The 21992-nt window shown below is 59.0% G+C and carries 16 protein-coding genes; 3 read left to right on the top strand and 13 right to left on the bottom strand.

Features of this window, described 5'->3' with window-relative positions:
• Positions 1–453 precede the first annotated feature (453 nt).
• From RHM68_RS14580 to RHM68_RS14560, 5 genes are all read right to left on the bottom strand, one after another.
• Positions 454–1473, bottom strand: coding sequence for an AbrB family transcriptional regulator (locus RHM68_RS14580; protein WP_322215857.1), 1020 nt, complete (start codon positions 1471–1473; stop codon positions 454–456).
• Positions 1474–1718: 245 nt separating this feature from the next.
• On the bottom strand, positions 1719–3980 hold the full coding sequence (gene katG / locus RHM68_RS14575; protein ID WP_322215855.1) for a catalase/peroxidase HPI: 2262 nt from the start codon (positions 3978–3980) through the stop codon (positions 1719–1721).
• A gap of 485 nt (positions 3981–4465) precedes the next feature.
• Positions 4466–5788: a nitrate/sulfonate/bicarbonate ABC transporter ATP-binding protein gene (locus RHM68_RS14570; protein ID WP_322215854.1), complete on the bottom strand. Its 1323-nt coding sequence runs from the start codon at positions 5786–5788 to the stop codon at positions 4466–4468.
• 14 nt (positions 5789–5802) lie between these two features.
• A complete protein-coding gene (locus tag RHM68_RS14565; protein ID WP_322215851.1) occupies positions 5803–7545 on the bottom strand; it encodes an ABC transporter permease subunit in 1743 nt (580 codons plus the stop codon).
• Positions 7546–7961: 416 nt separating this feature from the next.
• The gene (locus RHM68_RS14560; RefSeq protein WP_322215849.1) at positions 7962–8228 is read right to left on the bottom strand and encodes a hypothetical protein; all 267 of its coding nucleotides are present in this window, start codon (positions 8226–8228) and stop codon (positions 7962–7964) included.
• A 37-nt stretch (positions 8229–8265) separates the two neighbouring features.
• Here RHM68_RS14560 and RHM68_RS14555 point away from each other — a divergent pair, with 37 nt between their 5' ends.
• Positions 8266–8880, top strand: coding sequence for a biliverdin-producing heme oxygenase (locus RHM68_RS14555; RefSeq protein ID WP_322215847.1), 615 nt, complete (start codon positions 8266–8268; stop codon positions 8878–8880).
• Complete coding sequence (locus tag RHM68_RS14550) at positions 8877–11114, top strand: ATP-binding protein (protein ID WP_322215845.1); 2238 nt, start codon at positions 8877–8879, stop codon at positions 11112–11114. The genes RHM68_RS14555 and RHM68_RS14550 overlap by 4 nt, the downstream gene beginning before the upstream one ends.
• A gap of 111 nt (positions 11115–11225) precedes the next feature.
• Here RHM68_RS14550 and RHM68_RS14545 read toward each other — a convergent pair whose 3' ends face one another.
• From RHM68_RS14545 to RHM68_RS14520, 6 genes are all read right to left on the bottom strand, one after another.
• Positions 11226–11555 carry a hypothetical protein gene (locus RHM68_RS14545; protein ID WP_322215843.1) on the bottom strand — a complete coding sequence of 110 codons (330 nt, stop codon included), beginning with the start codon at positions 11553–11555 and terminating at the stop codon, positions 11226–11228.
• A gap of 508 nt (positions 11556–12063) precedes the next feature.
• The gene (locus RHM68_RS14540; protein ID WP_322215840.1) at positions 12064–12558 is read right to left on the bottom strand and encodes a GNAT family N-acetyltransferase; all 495 of its coding nucleotides are present in this window, start codon (positions 12556–12558) and stop codon (positions 12064–12066) included.
• Between the two features lie 47 nt (positions 12559–12605).
• On the bottom strand, positions 12606–13235 hold the full coding sequence (locus RHM68_RS14535) for a glutathione S-transferase (RefSeq protein ID WP_322215838.1): 630 nt from the start codon (positions 13233–13235) through the stop codon (positions 12606–12608).
• A 78-nt stretch (positions 13236–13313) separates the two neighbouring features.
• A complete protein-coding gene (locus RHM68_RS14530) occupies positions 13314–15263 on the bottom strand; it encodes a DNA topoisomerase III (RefSeq protein WP_322215835.1) in 1950 nt (649 codons plus the stop codon).
• 248 nt (positions 15264–15511) lie between these two features.
• On the bottom strand, positions 15512–17134 hold the full coding sequence (locus tag RHM68_RS14525; protein WP_322215834.1) for an MFS transporter: 1623 nt from the start codon (positions 17132–17134) through the stop codon (positions 15512–15514).
• Positions 17135–17214: 80 nt separating this feature from the next.
• Positions 17215–18864 (bottom strand): GMC family oxidoreductase, encoded by a 1650-nt coding sequence (locus RHM68_RS14520; RefSeq protein WP_322215831.1) that lies wholly within the window; start codon positions 18862–18864, stop codon positions 17215–17217.
• A gap of 133 nt (positions 18865–18997) precedes the next feature.
• On the opposite strand from RHM68_RS14520, the gene RHM68_RS14515 reads away from it, so the two are divergent.
• Entirely contained in the window at positions 18998–19888 is an 891-nt protein-coding gene (locus RHM68_RS14515) for a LysR family transcriptional regulator (RefSeq protein WP_322215829.1), read from the top strand.
• Here the strand turns inward: RHM68_RS14515 and RHM68_RS14510 are convergent.
• On the bottom strand, positions 19882–21303 hold the full coding sequence (locus RHM68_RS14510) for an ATP-binding protein (RefSeq protein WP_322215828.1): 1422 nt from the start codon (positions 21301–21303) through the stop codon (positions 19882–19884). The genes RHM68_RS14515 and RHM68_RS14510 overlap by 7 nt on opposite strands.
• The gene (locus tag RHM68_RS14505) at positions 21300–21962 is read right to left on the bottom strand and encodes a response regulator (RefSeq protein ID WP_322215825.1); all 663 of its coding nucleotides are present in this window, start codon (positions 21960–21962) and stop codon (positions 21300–21302) included. The genes RHM68_RS14510 and RHM68_RS14505 overlap by 4 nt, the downstream gene beginning before the upstream one ends.
• Positions 21963–21992 lie beyond the last annotated feature (30 nt).

Raw genomic sequence — 21992 nt, 5'->3', positions numbered from 1 at the left:
ACTAAAGGAACCTAATCCCATATCGGCTAGCGAATGCGGCGCTTAATAGCGCTCAACAGAATTATGTTTTGACGCCAAAAAATTCAGAGGTGCCTGCCTGGTTAGGAGCTGTGGCTGTTCTGCACCGTATTTTTCGTCGTCAGGTGCATCTGTAATGCACCCCGATCGCGGCTCACAATGGCGGCACACTAAGCAGTCGCGCTAGCGGTTGTACCGCACATTCATTTTGTAGGAGGCCCGATGGCTAAGATGGCAATTTTTCTGGGTGGATTTCTGGTGTTGACCATTCTGATTGGTGCCCTCGCCACGATTTCTCCCGTATAGATTTTTCTACGATGAGCAACACGCAGAACGCCTCCACCTTGCGAGGCGTTTTGGTGACCGGCAGATAGCGTTTCGCCTCAAATAAATCGCTGTGCGAACGGGCGAAACACTCGACGCTGGGGCGCTTGATCAGGCATCGACCCGCCAGCGCCGTGCTTGGACGATCAATGCCGGCGCGAAGTGCAGCGCAACCATTCGTACCAGATGATGCGTCAGGATGAACACCACATTCAGCCCGCCACTGAACGCGACGATGGCGATGGTTTCTATGGCACCCGGCATATAGGCCAGCCACAACGACAGCGGATCATTGCCCATGAGCCGCCCGGCCACACCGGCAAACGTCGCTGCAATCAGCAACATCAGCGCCACGGCGAGCAGACCAGCCCGTCCATGACGAATCAGCTCGGCGAAGGTGATGTCCTTGAATTTCGAGCCAATCAGTACACCCAGCAGAATCGTGGCTGCTTCGATGCTCAAGGGCGGCATCTGGAAGGCGTGGAGATAGCCCAGCTTGATGTAGAGGGCAGTGCTGACGATCGCCGTGAGCATGAACGGTGCCGGGACGCCGATGCGTAGCAGCACGCGGCCAAGCGCCAGGCACAAGACGATCAGCGACAGCAGTGTCAGCAGTGTGCTCATCACCAGCGGTTGGGGTTCGGCAAGGGCGACCTCGGTCGAGCCTGGAATCAGAAGGGTGACCAGAAGGGTGATCGACAGTAGGCGAACCAGATGCACGACGATGACCTTGTTTGACGCGCGTTCAGATTCCAGCAGGTCGAACACAGCGGCGAGCGCGCCGGGGTAGACGGCCAACAGTGAGTCCTTCAGGTTCCATCCCGAGACTCTGAACAGCCAGAAACTGCCCGCCACGATTTGCACGCTCAGGCACAGCAACATGATGCCGAGACTGGGCAGCATGGTCGCCGCCGTTTGGCTGTTCCACGATTCGAACATCAGGCCGGTGGCGATGCCCAGCACGATTTGCACATAACCCAGTGCGAAACGCAGCGTGGGAGCAAAACGCAGATTGCTGACGATCAGGGCGGTCGCGAGTATCGAGCCCAACAGAAGGCCATGCGGGACACCGGCGTACTGCAATACCCTGCCAATCAGGGTGGCGATCAGTAAACACACTAAAGTTTTCATGGCGTCGATGAGTCTTCCTTGATTCTCGAAGTGACCCAGCTCGTGATTTGAGTCACCGGTTTGGGCCGCGCCTGTTTTCCCACTTTGCGAGGTGACGCGTCAAGTCTTTTACCGCGTGTATTGCCTGATGAGAAAGACGTCTAGCGAAGGAGTGAAGTCGCCCCGTAACGTGTCAACGCGTAAAGAAAAAAAAGCCCACTGACCGTGATCGGTGCAGTGGGCTGTCAGACGGTCTAACGTACCCGTTACCGCATGTCGAAGCGATCCAGGTTCATGACTTTGGTCCATGCTGCGACGAAGTCTTTAACGAACTTTTCCTGGGCATCGCTGCTTGCATAGACTTCCGCCAAGGCACGCAACTGCGCGTGTGAGCCGAAGACGAGGTCCACGCGGGTGCCTGTCCACTTCACCGCACCACTTTTGCGGTCTCGCGCTTCAAACGTCTCCTGAGTATCCGAAGTCGGTTTCCACTCCACGCTCATATCGAGCAGGTTGGTGAAGAAATCGTTGGTTAACGTTTCGGGACGCTGAGTGAAGACGCCATGTTGGGCGTGGCCGACGTTGGTATTGAGTACACGTAAGCCGCCGATGAGTACGGTCATTTCCGGCGCAGTGAGCGACAGCAGTTGCGCCTTGTCGATCAGTAGTTTCTCGGCCGGTACGCGGTAACGGGTTTTCAGGTAGTTACGGAAGCCATCGGCAATCGGTTCCAGGAAGCCGAAAGACTCGACGTCCGTCTGTTCTTGCGTGGCGTCCATACGTCCCGGTGTGAAGGGGACCGTGACACTGTGGCCAGCATTTTTCGCGGCTTGTTCGATGCCCGCGCTGCCGGCAAGCACGATCAGGTCGGCCATCGAGATTTTTTTGCCACCGCTGTTGAACGCGTGCTGGATGCCCTCGAGTTTTGCCAGCACGTGCGCCAGTTGTTCTGGCTGGTTAGCGTGCCAGGACTTCTGTGGTTCCAGACGCAGGCGCCCGCCATTCGCACCGCCGCGTTTGTCGGAGCCGCGGAAGGTAGACGCCGCCGCCCACGCCGTGGAGACCAGTTGCGAGACCGACAGCCCCGAAGCCAGCAATTTGCTTTTGAGTGCGGCGATGTCGCCGTCGTTGACCAGTTCATGGTCAAGCGCCGGGATAGGGTCTTGCCACAGCAGGACTTCACTTGGCAGTTCTGGCCCGAGGTAGCGCGAGAGCGGCCCCATGTCGCGGTGTATCAGCTTGAACCAGGCGCGGGCAAATGCATCGTCCAACTGCTCTGGATGGGCCAGGAAACGTCGCGAAATCTGCTCATAGGCCGGGTCGAAGCGCAGCGCCAGGTCAGAGGTCAGCATGGTCGGGTTGCGTCGTTTGGACGGGTCGTGGGCATCCGGAATAGTGCCGGCGCCAGCGCCGTTTTTAGGCGTCCACTGGTGAGCGCCCGCCGGGCTCTTGGTCAGCTCCCACTCGAAGCCGAACAGGTTCTCCAGGTACTCGTTGCTCCACTTCGTTGGCGTAGAAGTCCAGGTTACTTCCAGGCCGCTGGTGATTGCGTCGCCCCCCTTGCCGGTGCCGAACGTGCTCTTCCAGCCCAGGCCCTGCAGTTCCAGGCCGGCGGCTTCAGGCTCGGGACCGACGTGGTCAGCCGGACCTGCGCCGTGGGTCTTGCCGAAGGCATGGCCACCGGCAATCAGCGCGACGGTCTCTTCGTCGTTCATTGCCATGCGACCGAAGGTTTCACGGATGTCTTTTGCCGACGCGACCGGGTCCGGGTGACCTTCCGGACCTTCCGGGTTTACGTAGATCAGGCCCATCTGTACGGCGGCGAGCGGGTTCTCCAGGTTACGGCCCTGATCGGTACGGCTCTGCTCACTGCCATGCAGGTCCGGCTCGGCGACAAGTGTGCCGTCGCCAGGCGCTTGCATCGCTTGTTTATCTTTTCCGTAGCGCACGTCGCCGCCCAGCCACGTGTTTTCGGAGCCCCAGTAGACGTCTTCGTCCGGTTCCCAGACGTCTGGACGACCGCCGGAATAACCAAAGGTCTTGAAGCCCATGGACTCCAACGCAACGTTGCCGGTGAGCACGATCAAGTCGGCCCAGGAAATGTTATGGCCGTATTTTTGCTTGATCGGCCAGAGCAGTCGACGCGCCTTATCGAGGCTGACGTTGTCTGGCCAGCTGTTGAGTGGTGCAAAGCGTTGTTGCCCAGAACCCGCGCCGCCACGACCGTCAGCGGTACGGTAGGTGCCGGCACTGTGCCAGGCCATGCGAATGAAGAACGGGCCGTAGTGGCCGAAGTCCGCTGGCCACCAGTCCTGGGAATCGGTCATCAGTGCGTGCAGGTCTTGTTTGACCGCCGCGAAGTCCAAGCTCTTGAACGCTTCGGCGTAATTGAAACCCTCACCCAACGGGTCGGACAGTGACGAGTGTTGGTGCAGGATTTTCAAATTCAGCTGGTTCGGCCACCAGTCGCGGTTGGTCGTACCACCGCCAGCGGCGTGGTTGAAGGGACATTTCGATTCAGTTGCCATGTGCTAGCTACCTCGGGTCGTGTTCATCAGGTTATTGGGCCCTGTTTGGGCTCTAAGTATTGACGAGCAAAATTAATGGCCAAGCTGCGGGACTAACGATATTGGTCACTCATTTCTCTCTTCCCGGCAGCGTGGCAGTGGGGAGGAGGTTAGACCCGTCTGGACGACTCGGCTAATAGGATGAGTATTCAGGGCTGATAGGCATTGTCTTTTAACAGCGCGCCAGCCTGATGTGTGGGACCAGGCATCCCGCCTATGCGAGGTCTTCATCAAGCCTGCCTGGTTATGTTTCGAAATGTTTTGGTGCTGATCCAGTGGGCCTGCGAGTAAGCGCCTGCTGAAGAGGGGTGAAGCCCGAGCTGTCGTTGCCGGTGAAGACGCCGTCCTGTTTGCCGGCGTCAAGGACCTTGGCTGCAAAAAAGCCCCGTCCCTTGTTAGAAGGACGGGGCTTGTTTATCGCGGTAGGACGGCGCGTGCGAGCGGTGTTAAACGCTGCCCTCAACGTCGTCCAGGCTGAACGTCTCGGTATGGTCGTCATACGAGAATATTTCGGCGTAGCGCCCCCAGGTGATCACGCTTTCGAGGGTTTTCTCCACAAACGCTTCAGTGAGCGAGTCTTCCAGCTCCTGCTCAAAGCGCACCCGTGGTGCCCGGTGTCCGTTGCGTTCCAGCAAGACCTGGCGAATACGTGCGGCCAGCGGCACATGTTTGAGCAGGTGCTCGGCAAACAGGGTTTTGCGCTCTTGGGTGCCATAGTCAGCGAACAGCTTGCCAGCCTCAGTCAGGGTGATGTCGGCGCCCTTGAGTTCGGCGAAGCCCAAGTGCTCCAGCATCTCGGCTACGGGGAACAGATCGTCGACTTCCAGCAAGCGCCGTTCTGCCACATCCGGCAGCCCGGCACCGCCGTTGTAAGGCTCGGCCGCGAGGGTTTCGATCAGGCCGGCCATCAGGTTGGTGGACACCTCTGGCAGCGGGCTGCTCATCTTCAACTCGGCTTTACCGGTGCTGGCGTCAGCGCTGCGGCGGTCGGTCATCAAGGCATAGATGTCATCGACCATTTGCCGAAAGGTTGGGTCCAGCCGGTTGCGTGGATGAGCAAACGGTACTTTGATTTCGGCCACGACCCGTCCGGGGTTTGATGACAAGACCAGAATACGGTCACACATCAGGACTGCTTCTTCGATGTTGTGCGTCACGATCAGGATGGATTTGATCGGCAGTTGTTTACCGCTCCACAAATCCAGCAGGTCGTTGCGCAACGTTTCTGCGGTCAATACGTCCAGCGCCGAGAAAGGCTCGTCCATCAACAGCAGGGTAGGGTTCACCACCAGGGCGCGGGCAAACCCGACGCGTTGGCGCATACCGCCGGAGAGTTCTCGGGGGTAGGCGTTTTCGAAGCCGTCGAGGCCGATCAGGTCAATCGCCGCCAGGGCACGCTGGCGCGAGGCCTTGCGCTCTACTTGCAGCGCTTGCAGGCCGGCTTCCACGTTTTCGAGGACGGTCAGCCAAGGGAACAGTGCAAAGGTCTGAAAGACCATGGCTACGCCTTCGGCCGGGCCGGTGAGCAACGAGCCGTTGTACCTGACCTCGCCGGATGAGGGTTGTATCAGGCCCGCGATAATGCGCAGCAACGTCGATTTGCCGGATCCGGAGCGGCCCAGCATGCCGACGATCTCGCCTTCGCGCAGTGTCAGATCAACTCCGCTGAGCACTTGCAACTCGTCTTTGCCTTTGCCAAACGCTCGATTCACATTATTGAGCGAGTAGATCTCGGGGGTTGCAGCGGTGTGTTCGGTATAGGTATTCATGAAATCGAATCCCATTAATTCAGACGGAGTTTGTTTTCGGCCATGGCGTACATCGGCCGCCATACCAATCGATTGAAAGCCACGACAAAGATCGACATCACCACCACGCCCAGCGTGATTTTCGGGAAATCACCGTCAGCGGTGGTCTGGGCGATATAGGCGCCTAAACCGTGAGCGACGACTTTGTCCTGGCCCCATGAAACGAATTCGGAAACGATACTGGCGTTCCACGCACCGCCAGAGGCCGTGATTGCACCGGTCACGTAATAGGGGAAGATGCCCGGCAGCATGATCTTGCGCCACCACAGCCAGCCGCGGATGCGGAAGTTGGCCGCCGCTTCCCGGAAGTCATTCGGGAACGCGCTCGCCCCGGCAATCACGTTGAACAGGATGTACCACTGAGTACCCAGCACGATCAGCGGGCTCAGCCAGACATCCGGGTTCAACTGATAACGCAGAATCACGATGACAAACACCGGAAACAGCAGGTTCGCCGGGAAGGCGGCGAGGAACTGGGCCAGTGGCTGGATTTTTTCCGCCAAATGCGGGCGCAAGCCGATCAGCACGCCCAGCGGCACCCAGATCAATGAAGCCACCACGATCAACAGCACCACCCGTAACAGGGTTATCAGGCCCAAAACGATCACATGCCCGACCTCGGCGAGTGTGACCTCGCTGCCGACGTAGCGCGCAATGTGGTACAGCGCGTACAGCGTCAGTGCTGCAATCAGCGATCCCCAGACCCAATCAATCGCCCGCGAAGTGGCTGGGCTGGAGGGTATGCCTTTGAACGTTGAACGCGGCAGGCTGAAGCGCTTATTGCCGATTCGGCCAATGGTGCGGGTGATCGGCCGCAAGATACGCTGGACCATCCGGGTGCGCTGGATCAGCTTCAACACCCAGGACTCCGGCGCGCCGGACTGGGACGCGGTGGTTTCCATGCGGAATTTGTCGGCCCAGGCCACCAGAGGCCGGAACAGGAATTGGTCATAGATCAGGATGACCGCGACCATTGCCACAATCACGTAGCCCACGGCGTGCAGGTCTTGCTGTTGGATAGCGATCGCCAGGTAAGAACCGACCCCAGGCAGCATGACGCTCTTGTCACCGACGGTGATGGCTTCGGAGGCCACCACGAAGAACCAGCCGCCGGACATGCTCATCATCATGTTCCAGACCAGCCCCGGTATGGCGAAAGGCACGTCGAGCTTCCAGAACTTTTGCCAGCCGGACAGTTGAAGGTTGCTGGACACTTCTTCCAGATCGCTGGGCAGCATGCGCAGTGACTGGTAGAAGCTGAACGTCATGTTCCAGGCCTGACTGGTAAAGATCGCAAAAATCGCGGCGAACTCAGCACCGAGTACCCGGCCCGGAAACAGCAGCAGGAAAAATGTCACCGTGAACGAGATGTAGCCCAGTACGGGCACTGATTGCAGGATGTCCAGCACCGGGACCAGCAGCTTTTCAGCGCGCCGGCTCTTGGCGGCGAGCGTGCCGTAAATCAGGGTGAACACCAAGGATGCGACCATCGCCGCGAGCATCCGCAGGGTGGTGCGCATTGCATATTCAGGCAGGTTAGCCGGATCGAGCGATATTTCTTCGCTCTGCAACGTTGAAATCGGTGCCCAGGTTTCGTGCGCACCGATCGAGAAGAACAGCAAAAAGCCGATCACCAGCGGTAAGGCGATCAAATCCCAGCGGTTGGGCAGCAACCGCAGCGTCGTGGCCGGGATGTAGTGACGGAACACTTTGTTCATAAGCAGTGATTCCAGCAGCGTTCTGAGTGGAAGGGCATGACCACAAGTCAATACTTTCTTGAGCGTGCACGTCTGATTAAGCTCAGTACGCGGCGACAGCACGGCACACTCTTGAGGGTTGGCAAAACAGCAGAGTGAGGTCACGCAAGCGAACGCTAAAGGTAGAAGCACAAACACTACGTTTAATCGATAAGGCTACTTACCGGGTAAACACTGCGCGCGGCTTTTTTGAGCTTAGCTTCTGTCTGCATGACCCACCGAGAATGGGCGGGATCCATGGGCGGAGGCTCCTTTGGCAGGTTGAAATACGTATTTGGACTGGGAGCCTGATGATGCCATCGGGCCCTGCGTGCAGGGAGGATTGAGTCTGGCGCCGATGTACCGGTTGGGCGCGGGTGATTATACGTTTCGAAATGTTACAAAAACATAAAATTCCTGTAAGTTTTGAGTAATAACAATGAGAAGCCGACGTATGCTCTTTTCGTGATGGCGTTGTTGTCACGTGGGTGTTTAAGAAAACGGCCGTCCGTAGACGTTTCCTGAGTCGCTTCTGGTGCTGGCGCATGGATTGCTTTGGCCGCTTTACTCACTTCAGCGGCCTCAAAATTACCGAACTTTTTGGCAATCGCTCGGCTCTTAGAAAATCGTCCTCGATGTCCCCCAGTTTTTTCATACTGAACCACACGGCCCTCTACCGGCCCACTGCTCGAGCTTATCTACATGCATTCAAAGGCCCGTAGCGTTGATGTGCCCTTGCTGCTTCAGGACCTTCGGGCCGGGACAGCCCAGTTGCACATCGCGCTGGAAAAACGCCTTCCGTTCTTCTCTGCGACACTGAACACCGGCCATTACCGGCTTCTGATCCAAGCCTATTACGGCTTTTACCACGTCCTTGAACAACGCCTCGAAGCCAGCGGCCTGATACCGCACGACTTCGATTTGAGCGAGCGGCTAAAGACGGCGACCCTGCGCCGAGACTTGCAGGCATTGGGCCTGGCGGATGACGTCATCGCGAGGCTGCCGGTGTGCCAGGTGCTGCCAGCGATTGTCTCGACCGGCTCGTGCCTGGGCGTGCTGTATGTGCTGGAAGGCGCGACGCTTGGCGGGCAGATTTTGCGTCGTGAGATCGCGGCCCGATTGCACCTTGATGCCGACACAGGCGCTGCGTTTCTGGAGATTTATGGCGCCGCCACGGGGCGATTCTGGCGCGAATTCACGGACTATCTGTGCGCTCAACGTTTGGACGCTGGCGAACGGCACGCCGCAGTGAGCGCCGCACAAGACACATTCTCCTGCTTCGAACGCTGGCTAGACCGCGCTGAGGTGCTGCTATGAACCCGCTGGACAAAGAAGCCTTTGAAGAACTGCTGGCCAACTGTGCCGACGAGCCGATTCGCACGCCCGGCGCGATCCAGCCTCACGGTGTGCTTCTGACGCTGTCCGAGCCGGACTTTTGCGTGGTGCAGGTCAGTACCAATGTCGAAACGTTGCTGGGTCGCACGCCCGGCGAGGTGGTAGGTGCAACGCTGCACAGCTTGATTGGGGAGATTAATGCCGAGGTGGTACGTGAGGCTTCCCGGCAGGAAAATCCGCTGGATGTCGCCGACATGCGGTTCACGCTTAACCATGCAATGTTCGAAGGGTTTATCCATCGGCACGACGGCGTGCTGTTGCTGGAGCTGGAAGTTCAGGCCAAAGACAATGAGCCGCGCACGGGCAACATCAACAGCCTGGGGCGCATGTTGCAACGTCTGCAAGCGGCGAAGAGCCTGCAAGCGCTGTACGCAGTCAGTGTTCAGGAAATCCAGGCGCTTACCGGTTACGACCGGGTATTGATTTATCGCTTTGAGGAGGAAGGGCACGGCCAGGTAATCGCCGAAGCCTCGTCTGCATCCATGGAGGCGTTCCAGGGTTTGTTTTTCCCTGCGTCCGATATTCCTGAACAGGCGCGGGAGCTGTATCGCACTAACTGGTTGCGGATCATCCCGAACGCCGATTATCAACCGGTGCCTCTGGTGCCCACGTTGCGGCCCGACACCGGGCAGCCGCTCGACCTGAGCTATGCCAGCCTGCGCAGTGTGTCGCCGATTCATTGTCAGTACATGAAAAACATGGGCGTGCTGTCTTCCATGAGCATTTCACTGCTCAAGGGCGACAAGCTGTGGGGTTTGATCAGTTGCGGCAACCGTCAGCCGCTGCATGTGCCTCATGCGCTGCGCAGTGCCTGCCAGACCATCGGCCAAGTGCTGTCGTTGCAGATCAGCGCGATGGAAGCGCTAGAGGTCAGTCGCCAGCGCGACGAAAAGGTCGAGGCGTTGACGGTGCTGCATCAGGCCATGGTCGATTCAACGGAAAACGTGCTCGACGGCCTGACGCATCAGCCAGAGGTGCTGATGGCGCTGACCGATGCCGGGGGCGTTGCGATCATTCAGGACAAGCAATTGCACCGCTATGGCCAGTGCCCCGAGCCGGAGCAGATCCGCGCTTTGCATAAGTGGCTGCAAGCGTGCCCCCAGCCTGTGTTTGCCAGCCACGAGTTGTCGTCGCAGTATCCGCCGGCGCAGGCCTATCAACAGGTCGCCAGTGGCGTGCTTGCCATGAGTTTGCCCAAACCGGTGGATAACGGTGTGCTGTGGTTTCGCCCTGAAGTAAAAGAAAACATTCAATGGAGTGGCGATCCGAAAAAGCCGCTGGACCTTGAGAACTCCGATGCCGGCCTGCGTCTGCGACCGAGGGCCTCGTTCGAGATCTGGAAAGTCGAGATGACGGGTATTTGCGCGAAGTGGAGCCATGGCGACCTGTTCGCCGCCAACGACCTGCGACGGTCGGCGCTGGAAAACGACCTGGCGCGTCAGGTCGCGCGTGAGCAGCGAGCGGTACAGGCCCGAGATGAACTGGTGGCCGTGGTGTCTCACGACCTGCGTAACCCAATGACCGTTATTTCGATGCTCTGCGCAATGATGCAAAAGTCCTTCAGCTCTGAGGGCGCGCACACCTCTCGCCGCATCTCCACGGCTATCGACACCCTGCAACAGGCCGCTGGCCGGATGAATACGCTGTTGGACGATTTGCTCGACACCTCGAAAATCGACGCTGGACGCTACACCATCAGCCCGCAGCCGCTGGATGTCGGGCAAATTTTTGAAGAAGCCTATTCGCTGCTCTCGCCGTTAGCGATGGATAAGGACATCGAAATTTCCTTCCACGCCGAGCCGCAACTGAAGATCCAGGCCGACCCCGAGCGACTGTTTCAGGTGCTGTCGAATCTGGTCGGCAACGCCATCAAGTTCACACCGCGGCTGGGCAAAGTCGGCGTGGCGGCGATGTCGGCGGGCGATGACATTGTTTTCAGCATTCGTGACACCGGTGAAGGCATTCCGCAAGATCAGTTGCCTCATGTGTTTGATCGCTACTGGACGGTCAAGGAGGGTAACCCGACCGGTATTGGGCTGGGGCTCTACATCACGCAAGGTATTGTTGAGGCGCACGGCGGGCGCATTGAAGCTGAGAGCGAACTCGGTAATGGCACGGAGTTTCGGTTTACGGTGCCTAAGTCCACGCAACAGTGACGTCTGGCGCAAGCGTCATCCGTCGGTCACTGGATTAAAAAAAGGGCCTGCTCCTTATCTGGAGCAGGCCCTTTTTTGTGAGGCGCTTAGTTTAGTGTTGAACCATGTAACTCAGTAGAGCTGATCAATCACCCGAACTTCATTCTGGTTCTGCATCGAAGCCCATGCGTGTTTCAGTGTTTGCAGAACACGACCGATGAAATCCTTGTCCGCCGCGGCTTTTTTGCCGACATAGCCTTGGCCGCGACGGTACATCTTCAGTCGGGCCAGCAGGTTATGGTTGTTCTTGTCGAACTCTTCTTCATGGGCGTGTGGGGACAGGCAGTCAATGTGTACCTGGCCCGACTTGCTGATCCACAGAATATGGCTGTCCTGGCTGTCTTTCTGCGCAGCGAACATACGAGCCAGTTCATCGATAGTAGGTTGATTGTTCAGATTCATGGTTAAGCCCCTTGACCATTTGGTGATCTTTCAAAGTTGATTCGCTAATACAGGTAGCCCATCGGTTAGTTGATCCCTGGCACCGAAACCAGGACATCCGCGGTGGCCATCAGCTGTTAAAAACGGCAGTGACGGGGTCTCGCATCTGTTGCATGTAGTCGTGCTGAATAACTGCTACGCAATAGCGTCACAACGAAGAGAAGCGGCGAAAACCTGGAGGCCACTGCCGACGTTTTCAGGGTCGGCCACAAGCTTCATGAGAACTTTTCGCCGGCGTTTCTCGTCCTTGTACTGGACGTTCTGGCCAGGTCAGCTTCTTCAATCTGCCTTGTGGGCAGCGTGTATCCGGGAAAAACAGCTCGGCGGTCAGACGAGCTTGCTCAAGCGTGTTGCGGGTACTCCCGATCGGGGAGACGTCCGCATCATGCAAGGGCAAATCGGAGACGTCAACGATTATGTAGTGATTATTTTTTGGCACTACATATTGTCGGACAAAGTGCTTTGGGCATTAGGAAGCGCTATGGAAGCGGTAGAGGGTGCAGGGGTAGCCATCCACCGGTAGCGAACGAACGGTGAAGTCGCCGCCGCTGAGATCGGGTATTACGCTGGCCCAGAATAACCGGGCAGTCTTGTTGTCATCGATGTGGAAAATTTGCCATTGACCGGGTAATCGGCTCAAGAGGGTGGAAATGACAAACCTCGCGACGCCTTGGCCACGAAAGCGTCTGCTTACAAAGAAATAGCCGATGTTGAACTCGGCGCCTTCCCCATGGGTTTCATTATCCACGGTCACAAAACCGGCCAGTTCGCCAGCGACCTTGATAAGAAACGGCTGCGTGGCCGGTTGGCGCCAGTAGTCCAGTTTCGGCTGTATCTTGAACAACCCATGCTCCCCCAGTTTCAGCGGCAGCCATTCGCTGAAGTCATACAGGTAGAACTGCATCAGGTTTTCAATCGTGTCCCATTCTTCACGTTGAGCGGCATGCAGCTCTATCGATGGCATGGCAGGCTCCCTATTCCGTCGGCCGTCCGTGGCCAACGCAAGATGCATCAGTGGGGCGCAAAGTCGTATTTGCCGCCTTTTTCCAACGCGGCGATGTAGGCCGGGCGGGCCTGAAAGCGCGCAACCCAGGCGGCGACATGAGGGTACTCGGCAAGTTTGCCCTGAGCCCTGGCAATTTCGCCGATAAAACTCATCTGGATGTCGGCTGCGCTGAGTTCGCTGCCCAGCAAGTATTCGGACTGGCTCAAGGCGTTGTTCAGATAACCAAGGTAGTTGGCCACTTCCGAGTTGATCCGAGGATGTAACGGTGCGCCGGCCTCACCGAGACGGCCCACGTACAAGTTGAGCATCAGCGGCAACATCGCCGAGCCTTCGGCAAAGTGCAGCCACTGCACGTAGGCATCGTAGGCAGGAGTGGCTGGATCAGGTTGCAGGCGGCCTTGACCATGACGACGAATCAGGTAGTCGATGATGGCGGCGGACTCGATCAGTTTCTGTGGGCCGTCTTCGATCACCGGCGATTTGCCCAAGGCATTGATCGCTTTAAGTTCCGGCGGGGCGAGGTTGGTCTTCGGGTCGCGTTGATAGAGTTTCAGTTCATAAGGTACGGACAGTTCCTCCAGCAGCCACAAAATACGCTGGGAACGGGAGTTGTTCAGGTGATGGACGATGATCATGGTCGAGGCCTTTTAAAAAGTCGGGAGGTCGCTGGGGCTTGAGGAACACTAGACCATCCTGGCCTCATTGAAGTGCCCTCACGCTTTACGGGTCGGTTTCGAGACGCGTTGGGTGCTGCTCGACGGCTTGCGTTTACTCGGTTTGCGTTTGTTCTTCCAGGGCGCGGAGCCATTCCCGGCCGGGCTTGCCGCCCCGCTGATGGTCAGGCTCAGGCCGGCGCAGCGGGCGACCTGTTTGCTCATCCACGCCGCTTGTTTGGTCACGAATTCTTCCAGGCTCATTTCGCCGCTTTGTACCATGTCTAGCGCTTGTTCCCAGATTGCCGTGGTGCCTGGGTCGGCGATGGCCCTGGGCACCGAGTCGATCAGGCTGAAGGCCGCCGAGGTCGCGGCCAGCGCTTTAGCGTTTTTGATCAGGTAACCCCGATCCAGCAAACCCTGAATAATTGATGCGCGGGTCGCTTCGGTGCCGATCCCGGTGGTGTCCTTGAGTTTCTGCTTCAGGAGTGGATCTTCCACCAGTTTGGCGACGTTCTTCATCGCCTTGATCAAGTCACCTTCGGTGAACGGCTTGGGCGGTTGGGTCCAGAGGTCCTTGAGCTTTACCTCGGCGATGGCGCAGTCGCGTCCTTCGACCAATGCCGGCAGTGTTTGTGGGGCCGGCGCTTCGCGGCCCTTGGCCGGGGCCAGCGCCTCGGGCAACGCACGCTTCCAGCCCGGCTCGACGATTTGCTTGCCCACGGCGCGCAAGGCCTCGCCAGCACAGTCGAAATCGGCCTGGGTACGGTCAAACTCGTGGTTGGGTAGGAACTGCGCCAGATACCGTGCGCGAATCAAGGTATAGACCGCCCGTTGTTTACCTGCCAACCGCTCGAGATTTTTTGCCGCGGCCGTGGGAATGATGCCGTGGTGAGCGCTGACCTTGGCATCGTTCCAGGCCCTTGAGCGTCGTTGAGGCTCCAGATGATCGTGCAGGGCGTTGAGACTCGGATCGGCTTGGCGAAGTGCCGCGAGAATACCGGGTGCTTCGCAGTGCTGGCTCACGGGCAGGTAGCCGCAGTCGCTGCGCGGGTAGGTGATGAGCTTGTGGGTTTCGTACAGCGCTTGGGCAATATCGAGGGTTTCCTGGGCACCTAGCCCGAGTTTCTTCGAGCAGACTTCCTGCAAGGTGCCCAGGTCAAACGGCAGAGGTGCTATTTCACGCATCCGCTCGGTGCGTAATCTGATCACCCGTGCGCTCGCGGCGGCGCCCATCGCTTCAGCGGCGTTACGTGCCAGCGTTGGATTCAAGCAGCGGTCCTGGTCGTCACAGGCATCGGCGGCGGCGCGCCACTGGCTGGTGAAAACCGTACCGTCGTGGAGCAATTGCACCTCAATGGCCCAGTAAGCCACCGGGACGAAGTCGGCAATGCTGCGGTCGCGATCCACCACCAGGCGCAGGGTCGGCGTTTGCACCCGACCGACTGGTAGCACGCCTTGGTAACCGGATTGGCGCCCGAGCAAGGTGAAGAGGCGACTCATGTTCATCCCGATCAGCCAGTCGGCCCTTGAACGGCCCAACGCCGAATGATAGAGGCTGAACGTCTCGACCCCTGGCTTGAGCGCGGCCAATGCTTTGCGGATCGAGGCATCGTCCAGCGCCGACAGCCACAGGCGCCGGATCGGTCCACGATACCGACAATGCTCCACCAGTTCCCGAGCGATCATCTCGCCCTCACGGTCGGCATCGGTGGCGATGATCAGCTCGCTGGCTTCGCCAAGCAGGCGTTTGACCGCTTTGTACTGGCTGGCGGTACGGGGTTTGACGGTCATCTTCCACTTTTCGGGAATGATCGGCAGGTCCGCCAGTACCCAGCGCTTGTATTTGGCGTCGTATGCGTCTGGCGGCGCCGTTTCCAGCAGATGGCCAATGCACCAGGTCACCGTGACGTTGGTTCCCAGCCAGCAGCCGTCGCCCCGACGCTTGGCGCCGAGTACGGCCGCGATGTCTTTGGCCTGGGACGGTTTTTCACAGAGGTACAGCTGCATGACCACGCTCGTCGATCAATGTTCGAAAGGTCAACAGAATGGCGGGTGAGGAGCGAAGGGGCAATCTTTATCTGTATGGATGTACAGTTAAGGCGTTGCTATTGATGACAGACCTCACTCCACCCCAAACAAGCGTGCGCCAGAGGTCCGTTCAGCGAATTCAGTGCCCAGGCACAACGCCGTGGTTGTGCCGGGATTCGCAGCGTGGCGAGGGGATCGCTCACGCCCCTTACCACACAGGCAAACCGTCAGTTGGTATCGAGATCCACGTTTTTTGTCTCACGCAGGCAGATCATCCCCACCACCAGGCTCACCCCGGTAATCACCACCGGATACCACAGCCCATAGAAAATATCCCCGGTGTACACCACTAACGCAAATGACACGGTTGGCAGGAACCCGCCAAACCAGCCATTGCCGATGTGGTAGGGCAGGGACATCGAGGTATAGCGGATACGCGTCGGGAACAATTCGACCATCAATGCCGCCAGTGGCCCGTAGCACATGGCCGAGATAATGATCAGCGCGACAATCAGCGCCACGATCATCGGTTTGTTGATTTGCTGTGCATCGGCTTGCGACGGATACCCGGACAACGTCACTGCACCGCGCAGGGCCGCTTCGTCGTAACCCTCTATTTTTATGTCGCCGACGCTGACTTGTACGCCGCTGCCGGCAGGTGCGGCGGCACTGTTGTAAGGCAGGCCCTGTTTAATCAGGAAGGTCTTGACCTTGTCGCATGGGCTGTCAAATTTCGCCTTGCCTACCGGGTCGAACTGGAAGGTGCAAGTGGTCGGGTCGGCGAGTACGGTGATCGGTGCCTGACGGCTGGCCTGGTCGATGGCCGGGTTGGCGTAGTGGGCCAGGGTTTTGAAGATCGGGAAATACAGCGCCGTGGCCAGCAACAGGCCGATCATCAGTACCGGTTTGCGTCCAACCTTGTCCGATAGCCAGCCGAAAAAGATAAAGAACGGCGCGCCGATGATCACACTGACAATCAGCAGACTATTGGCCAGCGCCGGGTCCATTTTCAGAAACTGTGTGAGGAAGAACAGCACATAAAACTGCGCCGCGTAAAACGTCACGGCTTGCCCGGCGTTGATACTGAACAGCGCAATCAGCACCACTTTGAGGTTGTCCCATTTACCGAACGAATCGCGCAGGGGCTGCTTGCAGAGTTTGCCTTCCTCTTTCATTTTCACGAAGGCCGGCGACTCGTGCAGGCTTAGGCGAATCCAGGTCGAGATACCCAGCAGCACGATGGAAAACAGAAACGGAATGCGCCAGCCCCAGACTTCGAACTGGTCGCCGGTGAAGTAGCGGCACCCCAGCACTACCAGCAACGACAGCAGCAGGCCAAGGGTCGCGGTGGACTGAATCCAGCTGGTGTGGAAGCCGCGCTTGCCGATGGGGGCGTGTTCAGCCACATACGTCGCCGCGCCGCCGTACTCACCGCCGAGGGCCAGGCCCTGAAGCATGCGCAGCACCACGAGGATGATCGGCGCCGCGATACCGATGCTGGCGTAGGTCGGCAACAAGCCGACGCAAAACGTCGCCAGGCCCATGAGGATGATGGTGGCGAGGAAAGTGTATTTACGCCCGATCATGTCTCCCAATCGGCCAAACACCAGCGCCCCGAACGGTCGCACGATGAACCCTGCGGCAAACGCCATAAGCGCGAATATGAACGCAGTGGTGTCGTTGACTCCGGCAAAGAACTGCTTGCTGATGACGGCGGCGAGGGCGCCATAGAGGAAAAAGTCATACCACTCGAACACCGTCCCCAGTGAGGAGGCGAAGATGACTTTTTGTGTGTCGTTGCGGGTGCCGACGCTGCGCGTAGCGCCCATAGGCTGAACATGTTCTGACATATCGGTATCCCTCACAGTGATTGTTTTTGTTGTTCCACTGTCGGCACCGGCCTTGTGGGCCGGTGCCGCTGTTCCATCGGTCAAGAGACTGCGGTAGGTACTTTTTCTGGCGTTGCAAAACGCCTTGCTGAGGTGTCGAGTATCAGCTGCGCCGCCTTCTCGGCAATCATCAGCGTGGGTGAACAGGTATTGCCCGAGGTAATGCGCGGCATGATCGAGGCATCGGCAATGCGCAGCCCTGGTATGCCGTGGACTCTCAGCTCGGCGTCGACCACCGCGTGTGCATCGCGGCCCATGCGGCAGGTGCCCACCGGGTGGAAGATCGTCGTGCCAATGCGGGCGGCGGCTTCGCGTAACTCTTCTTCGCTTTGCAGGTGCTCACCGGGTAAGTATTCCACCGGTTTGAAAGCGCTCAAGGCCGGCGCGCCGACGATGCGCCGGGTCAGGCGGATGGCGTCGGCCGCCACGCGCAGGTCTTCGGGGTGGCTCAGGTAATTGGGCTGAATCAACGGTGCGTCCTGTGGGTCGGTCGAGCGAATCTCCACCCGACCCCGACTGTGCGGCCGCAGATCGCAGACCGACGCGGTGAACGCCGGGAACGCGTGCAACGGTTCGCCGAAGCGCTCCAGTGACAGTGGTTGCACGTGGTATTCGAGATTGGCCGAGGTCTGCTCCGGCCCCGAACGGGCGAACGCGCCGAGTTGGCTGGGCGCCATGGACAATGGCCCGCTGCGGTCATACAGATAGCGCAAGCCCATGCTCATTTTCCCCCACAGGCTGCCGGCGATCTGGTTCAGGGTGCGGGCGTTTTCCAGTTTGTAGATCAGCCGCAGTTGCAAATGATCCTGCAAGTTGCTGCCCACGCCCGGCAGTTCGTGGGCCACGCCGATGCCAAGCTTTTGCAGCAATGGCCGAGGGCCGATACCGGAGCGCTGCAGGATGCTCGGCGAGCCGACGGAGCCGGCACACAGGACGATTTCCTTGCGTGCCTTGAAGGTTTTCGCTTGACCCTGCCAGCGCGCACTCACCGCCGAGGCCCGGCTGTTTTCCAACAGCACGCGGTCCACTTCAACGTCGGTCAGCACCGTGAGGTTGGCGCGATTGCGGATCGGTTTGAGAAACGCCTTGGCTGCATTCCAGCGTACTCCGGCCTTCTGATTAACCTGAAAATAGCCGCAGCCTTCATTGTTGCCCTGATTGAAGTCATCAATGCGCGCGATGCCGCTTTGCTCGGCGGCGGTGCGGAAGGCATCGAGAATCGGCCACGACAGCCGCTGACGCTCGATCCGCCATTCGCCGTCGGCACCGTGGAACTCGCTGCTGCCGGCAAAATGATTTTCGCTGTGCTTGAACAGCGGCAACACCTGTTCCCAGGCCCAGCCAGGATTGCCCTCGGCCGCCCAGCCGTCATAGTCGCTGGCCTGACCGCGCATGTAGATCATGCCGTTGATGGAGGAGCAGCCGCCGAGCACTTTGCCGCGAGGATAACTGAGGGCGCGGCCTTGCAGACCCGGCTGTGCTTCGGTCTTGAAGCACCAATCGGTACGCGGGTTGCCGATGCAGAAGAGGTAACCCACGGGAATGTGAATCCATGGGTAGTTATCGCGGCCGCCGGCTTCGAGCAGCAGCACTCGGTGTTGCGCATTGGCTGACAGCCGATTGGCCAGCAAACACCCGGCCGGCCCGGCGCCCACCACGATGTAGTCGTACTCATCAAGGGAAGTCTGCATCCCTGACCTCTTAGTGTTGTTCTTATTGCCGGTCATCCTAGTTGTTAGCTTTCGTCAAAAGAATGTTAGTTTTTGCTCAGCTGCTGTGCGTTTTTAGACAGCCGTTTAAACAGCTTAGTCCCAAGGATGAATCATGTTCGACTGGAATGACCTGCGGTTTTTTCTTGAATTGCAGCGCAGCGGTCGCTTACTCACTGCCGCCCGCCGCTTGAACACCACGCACGCCACCGTGGCGCGACACATTGAAGCCGTCGAAAAGAGCCTCGGCACCGCGCTGTTCGTGCAGCATGCTCAAGGCTACGAGTTGACTCCGGCCGGTGAAGCGTTGCTCAAACACGCCGAGGCCATGGAAAACGTTGCGCTGCTGGCGCAAGAGGAGATCACCCAATCCACTGCGCCACTGGGCAAGATTCGCGTTGGCGTGACCGAAGGGCTGGGCATCATGTTTCTCGCCAGCCGCATGAACGGCCTGTTCGAGCGTTATCCGGGGCTGGAAGTCGAGTTGGTGGCGGTGCCGCGCTTTGTCAGCATTCTGAACCGCGAAGCCGAGATCAGTATTCACCTGGAACGCCCGGCCGCCGACATGCTGGTCACCCGCAAACTCACCGACTATCGCCTCGCGCTCTATGCCAGCCAGGCCTACCTCGACAACGCGCCGCCGCTGCGCAGTCGTGAAGACCTCGGTCGCCATGCCTGGATCGGCTATGTCGATGACTTGCTGTTCAGTCAGGAACTGATGTTCCTCAACAGCTTTTGTCGCAACCCCCAAGTGGTGTTCCACAGCACCAGTGTGATTGCTCAGCACCAAGCCGCACGGTCGGGCCTGGGGATTGCTGTGCTGCCGTGCTACATGGCCAGCACCGATCCGGGGCTGGTGCCATTGTTGCCTGAGGAGAGTATTCAGCGCAGCTACTGGATCAGCACCCGGCGCGAGTTGCACAAGTCGGTGCGGCTGCGGGTGTTGTGGGATTACGTGGTGGCGTTATGTGAGCGCGAGCAAGCGTTACTCCTAGGGCCTCAATAACGCTCCGGGGCGGGCGGCAACGTTTCGTTTGCCAAGCGGCTGCGGTGTGAGCCGTCGGGAATGTCGAGGGTTGCCCGCAGTCCGCCCTCCGGGCGATTCACCAAGGTGATTCGCCCACCCAGGCGCCTTGCAATGGTATTGACGATCGTCAGCCCCAACCCCGCACCCCGAGCGTTTCCACGACTGTAAAAGCGCTCGAACAAGCGGTCTCGATCTGCTTCGTCAATGCCTGGCCCTTGATCGTCGACGCTCAGCGAGTAGAACCCGTCTGCGTGGCTCAACTGCACTGTGATAACCCCTTGCTCCGGGGAAAAATTGGCGGCGTTGGTGATCAGGTTGTTCAGCGCGATATCGATTGCAGCCGCGTCGGCGACCACCCGCAACGGTCGTTCATTGACGTCGAAGGCCAGTTCCAGGTGCTTGCTCAACAACCACGGCGTGAGTTGAACCAGGCTGTCGCGGACGGTGGCGACCAGGTCGATGGTGCGCAGTAACGGCGCCACGGCGTTGGGTTCGAGGCGGGCCATGGTCAGGAGCTGGTTAACCAGGCGGCTGGTACGGTCCACGCCCGATATCAGAAATTGCAGTGACTCCCGGCGCTCCTGTTCCGTACCGGCCTCCAGCAGGTTTTGTGCATGCACCCGCAGCACCGCCAGGGGCGTGCGCATTTCGTGGGCGGCGTCGGCAATGAAACGCCGCTCCCTGCCCAAAACTTCCTGGATCTGCGCCAGCATCTGGTTGAGCGCCGCTTGCATTGGCTCCAGTTCGCTGGGCAGCGGGGCCATGTGCAACGGCTCCAGAGAGCCGCTGTGCCGTGCCCGCAGAGTCGCCGCCAGGTCCTCAAGCGGCTTGAGTCCCCAGCCGATGGCCAGCCAGACCATGACGGCGACGATCAGGCTGCCCAATACGTTGGGCCATAACGTGTGGCTGACGATGCGGTCCACCAGGTCCGAACGCACGTCGTCGCGTTCGCCCACCCAGACCCGCAGATCATTGTGTGGGTCTTGCAGGACAAACGCGCGCCAGTGACGGTTGTTCAGGTCCACCACATCACTGAAGCCCGGTGTGGTCGGAAGGACGGTGAAGGAGGGCGCGCTGGCGCTGTGTACCAGCACTTCGCCCTTCGCGTTCCAGACCTGAAAGGCAATTTTACTTTCATAGGGATGGCCATCGGCCCTGGATTCGGCTTCGCCCAGTGCCTCGTTGAACGCTTGATACAGATTGGCGTGCTCGTTACCGGCCAGCGGCATGCGCATCACGCCTTGTAGCAGTCGGGCGTTCTGGGCCAGTTGGGCGTCATAGACTTCGGCGATTTCGTGATTGCTGTCGTGCAGGTTGAACACACTGATCACCGCCAGGCCGGTGAGCATCAGGCCAATGATCAGCGTCAGGGTACGACGCCGGATCGAACTCATCGACGCTCCTCCACCAGGTAACCGACGCCACGAATGGTACGGATCAGCTCGCTGGAGAACTTTTTGCGCAGGTTATGGATGTGAACTTCCAAGGTGTTGCTTTCCGCTTCCTCGCTCCAGCCGTAGAGCAACTGCATCAGATGGTCGCGCGTCATGACCCGACCCGGCGGCGAGAGTAACTCGTAGAGCAATTGATATTCTTTAGGGGTTAGCGCCACGGGCTCGTCTTGATACGTCACCTGCTGCGTGCCGGGATCGAGACGAACGCCCGCATGCTCGATCACCACGCGGGCACGGCCGGCGCTGCGGCGTAGCAGAGCGCGCAACCGGGCTTTCAACTCGGCCAGGTCAAAGGGCTTGATCAAGTAATCATCGGCCCCGGCATCAAGCCCGGCGATACGGTCTTCGGTGGCATCCCGTGCGGTGAGAATCAACACCGGCAGGTTGGAGCCGCTGTCACGCAAACGGCGCAGCACCTCCAGCCCGTCCATGCGCGGCAGGCCGAGGTCGAGCACCGCCAGATCGAAGGTTTCGCTGAGTAGCGCGTGCAACGCGCTGCTGCCATCGCGCAGCCAGTCGACGGTGTAGCCCTCACGACTCAATGCCTGCTGAATTCCCTCGCCAAGCGCCTCGTCATCCTCGATCAGTAATAAACGCACAGCGGCCCCTCAGTTGAGATTTTCCAGGCA

The sequence above is a fragment of the Pseudomonas sp. DC1.2 genome (assembly GCF_034351645.1).
Classification (GTDB): Bacteria; Pseudomonadota; Gammaproteobacteria; order Pseudomonadales; family Pseudomonadaceae; genus Aquipseudomonas.
The sequence above is the reverse complement of the archived record's forward strand: the minus strand, read 5'-3'. Positions and strand labels throughout refer to the sequence as shown.

Coding starts and splice junctions, on each gene's coding strand:
- RHM68_RS14580 (WP_322215857.1), bottom strand. CDS start 1,473: ATGAAAACTTTAGTGTGTTTACTGATCGCCACCCTGATTGGCAGGGTA.
- katG (WP_322215855.1), bottom strand. CDS start 3,980: ATGGCAACTGAATCGAAATGTCCCTTCAACCACGCCGCTGGCGGTGGT.
- RHM68_RS14570 (WP_322215854.1), bottom strand. CDS start 5,788: ATGAATACCTATACCGAACACACCGCTGCAACCCCCGAGATCTACTCG.
- RHM68_RS14565 (WP_322215851.1), bottom strand. CDS start 7,545: ATGAACAAAGTGTTCCGTCACTACATCCCGGCCACGACGCTGCGGTTG.
- RHM68_RS14555 (WP_322215847.1), top strand. CDS start 8,266: ATGCATTCAAAGGCCCGTAGCGTTGATGTGCCCTTGCTGCTTCAGGAC.
- RHM68_RS14550 (WP_322215845.1), top strand. CDS start 8,877: ATGAACCCGCTGGACAAAGAAGCCTTTGAAGAACTGCTGGCCAACTGT.
- RHM68_RS14545 (WP_322215843.1), bottom strand. CDS start 11,555: ATGAATCTGAACAATCAACCTACTATCGATGAACTGGCTCGTATGTTC.
- RHM68_RS14540 (WP_322215840.1), bottom strand. CDS start 12,558: ATGCCATCGATAGAGCTGCATGCCGCTCAACGTGAAGAATGGGACACG.
- RHM68_RS14535 (WP_322215838.1), bottom strand. CDS start 13,235: ATGATCATCGTCCATCACCTGAACAACTCCCGTTCCCAGCGTATTTTG.
- RHM68_RS14530 (WP_322215835.1), bottom strand. CDS start 15,263: ATGCAGCTGTACCTCTGTGAAAAACCGTCCCAGGCCAAAGACATCGCG.
- RHM68_RS14525 (WP_322215834.1), bottom strand. CDS start 17,134: ATGTCAGAACATGTTCAGCCTATGGGCGCTACGCGCAGCGTCGGCACC.
- RHM68_RS14520 (WP_322215831.1), bottom strand. CDS start 18,864: ATGCAGACTTCCCTTGATGAGTACGACTACATCGTGGTGGGCGCCGGG.
- RHM68_RS14515 (WP_322215829.1), top strand. CDS start 18,998: ATGTTCGACTGGAATGACCTGCGGTTTTTTCTTGAATTGCAGCGCAGC.
- RHM68_RS14510 (WP_322215828.1), bottom strand. CDS start 21,303: ATGAGTTCGATCCGGCGTCGTACCCTGACGCTGATCATTGGCCTGATG.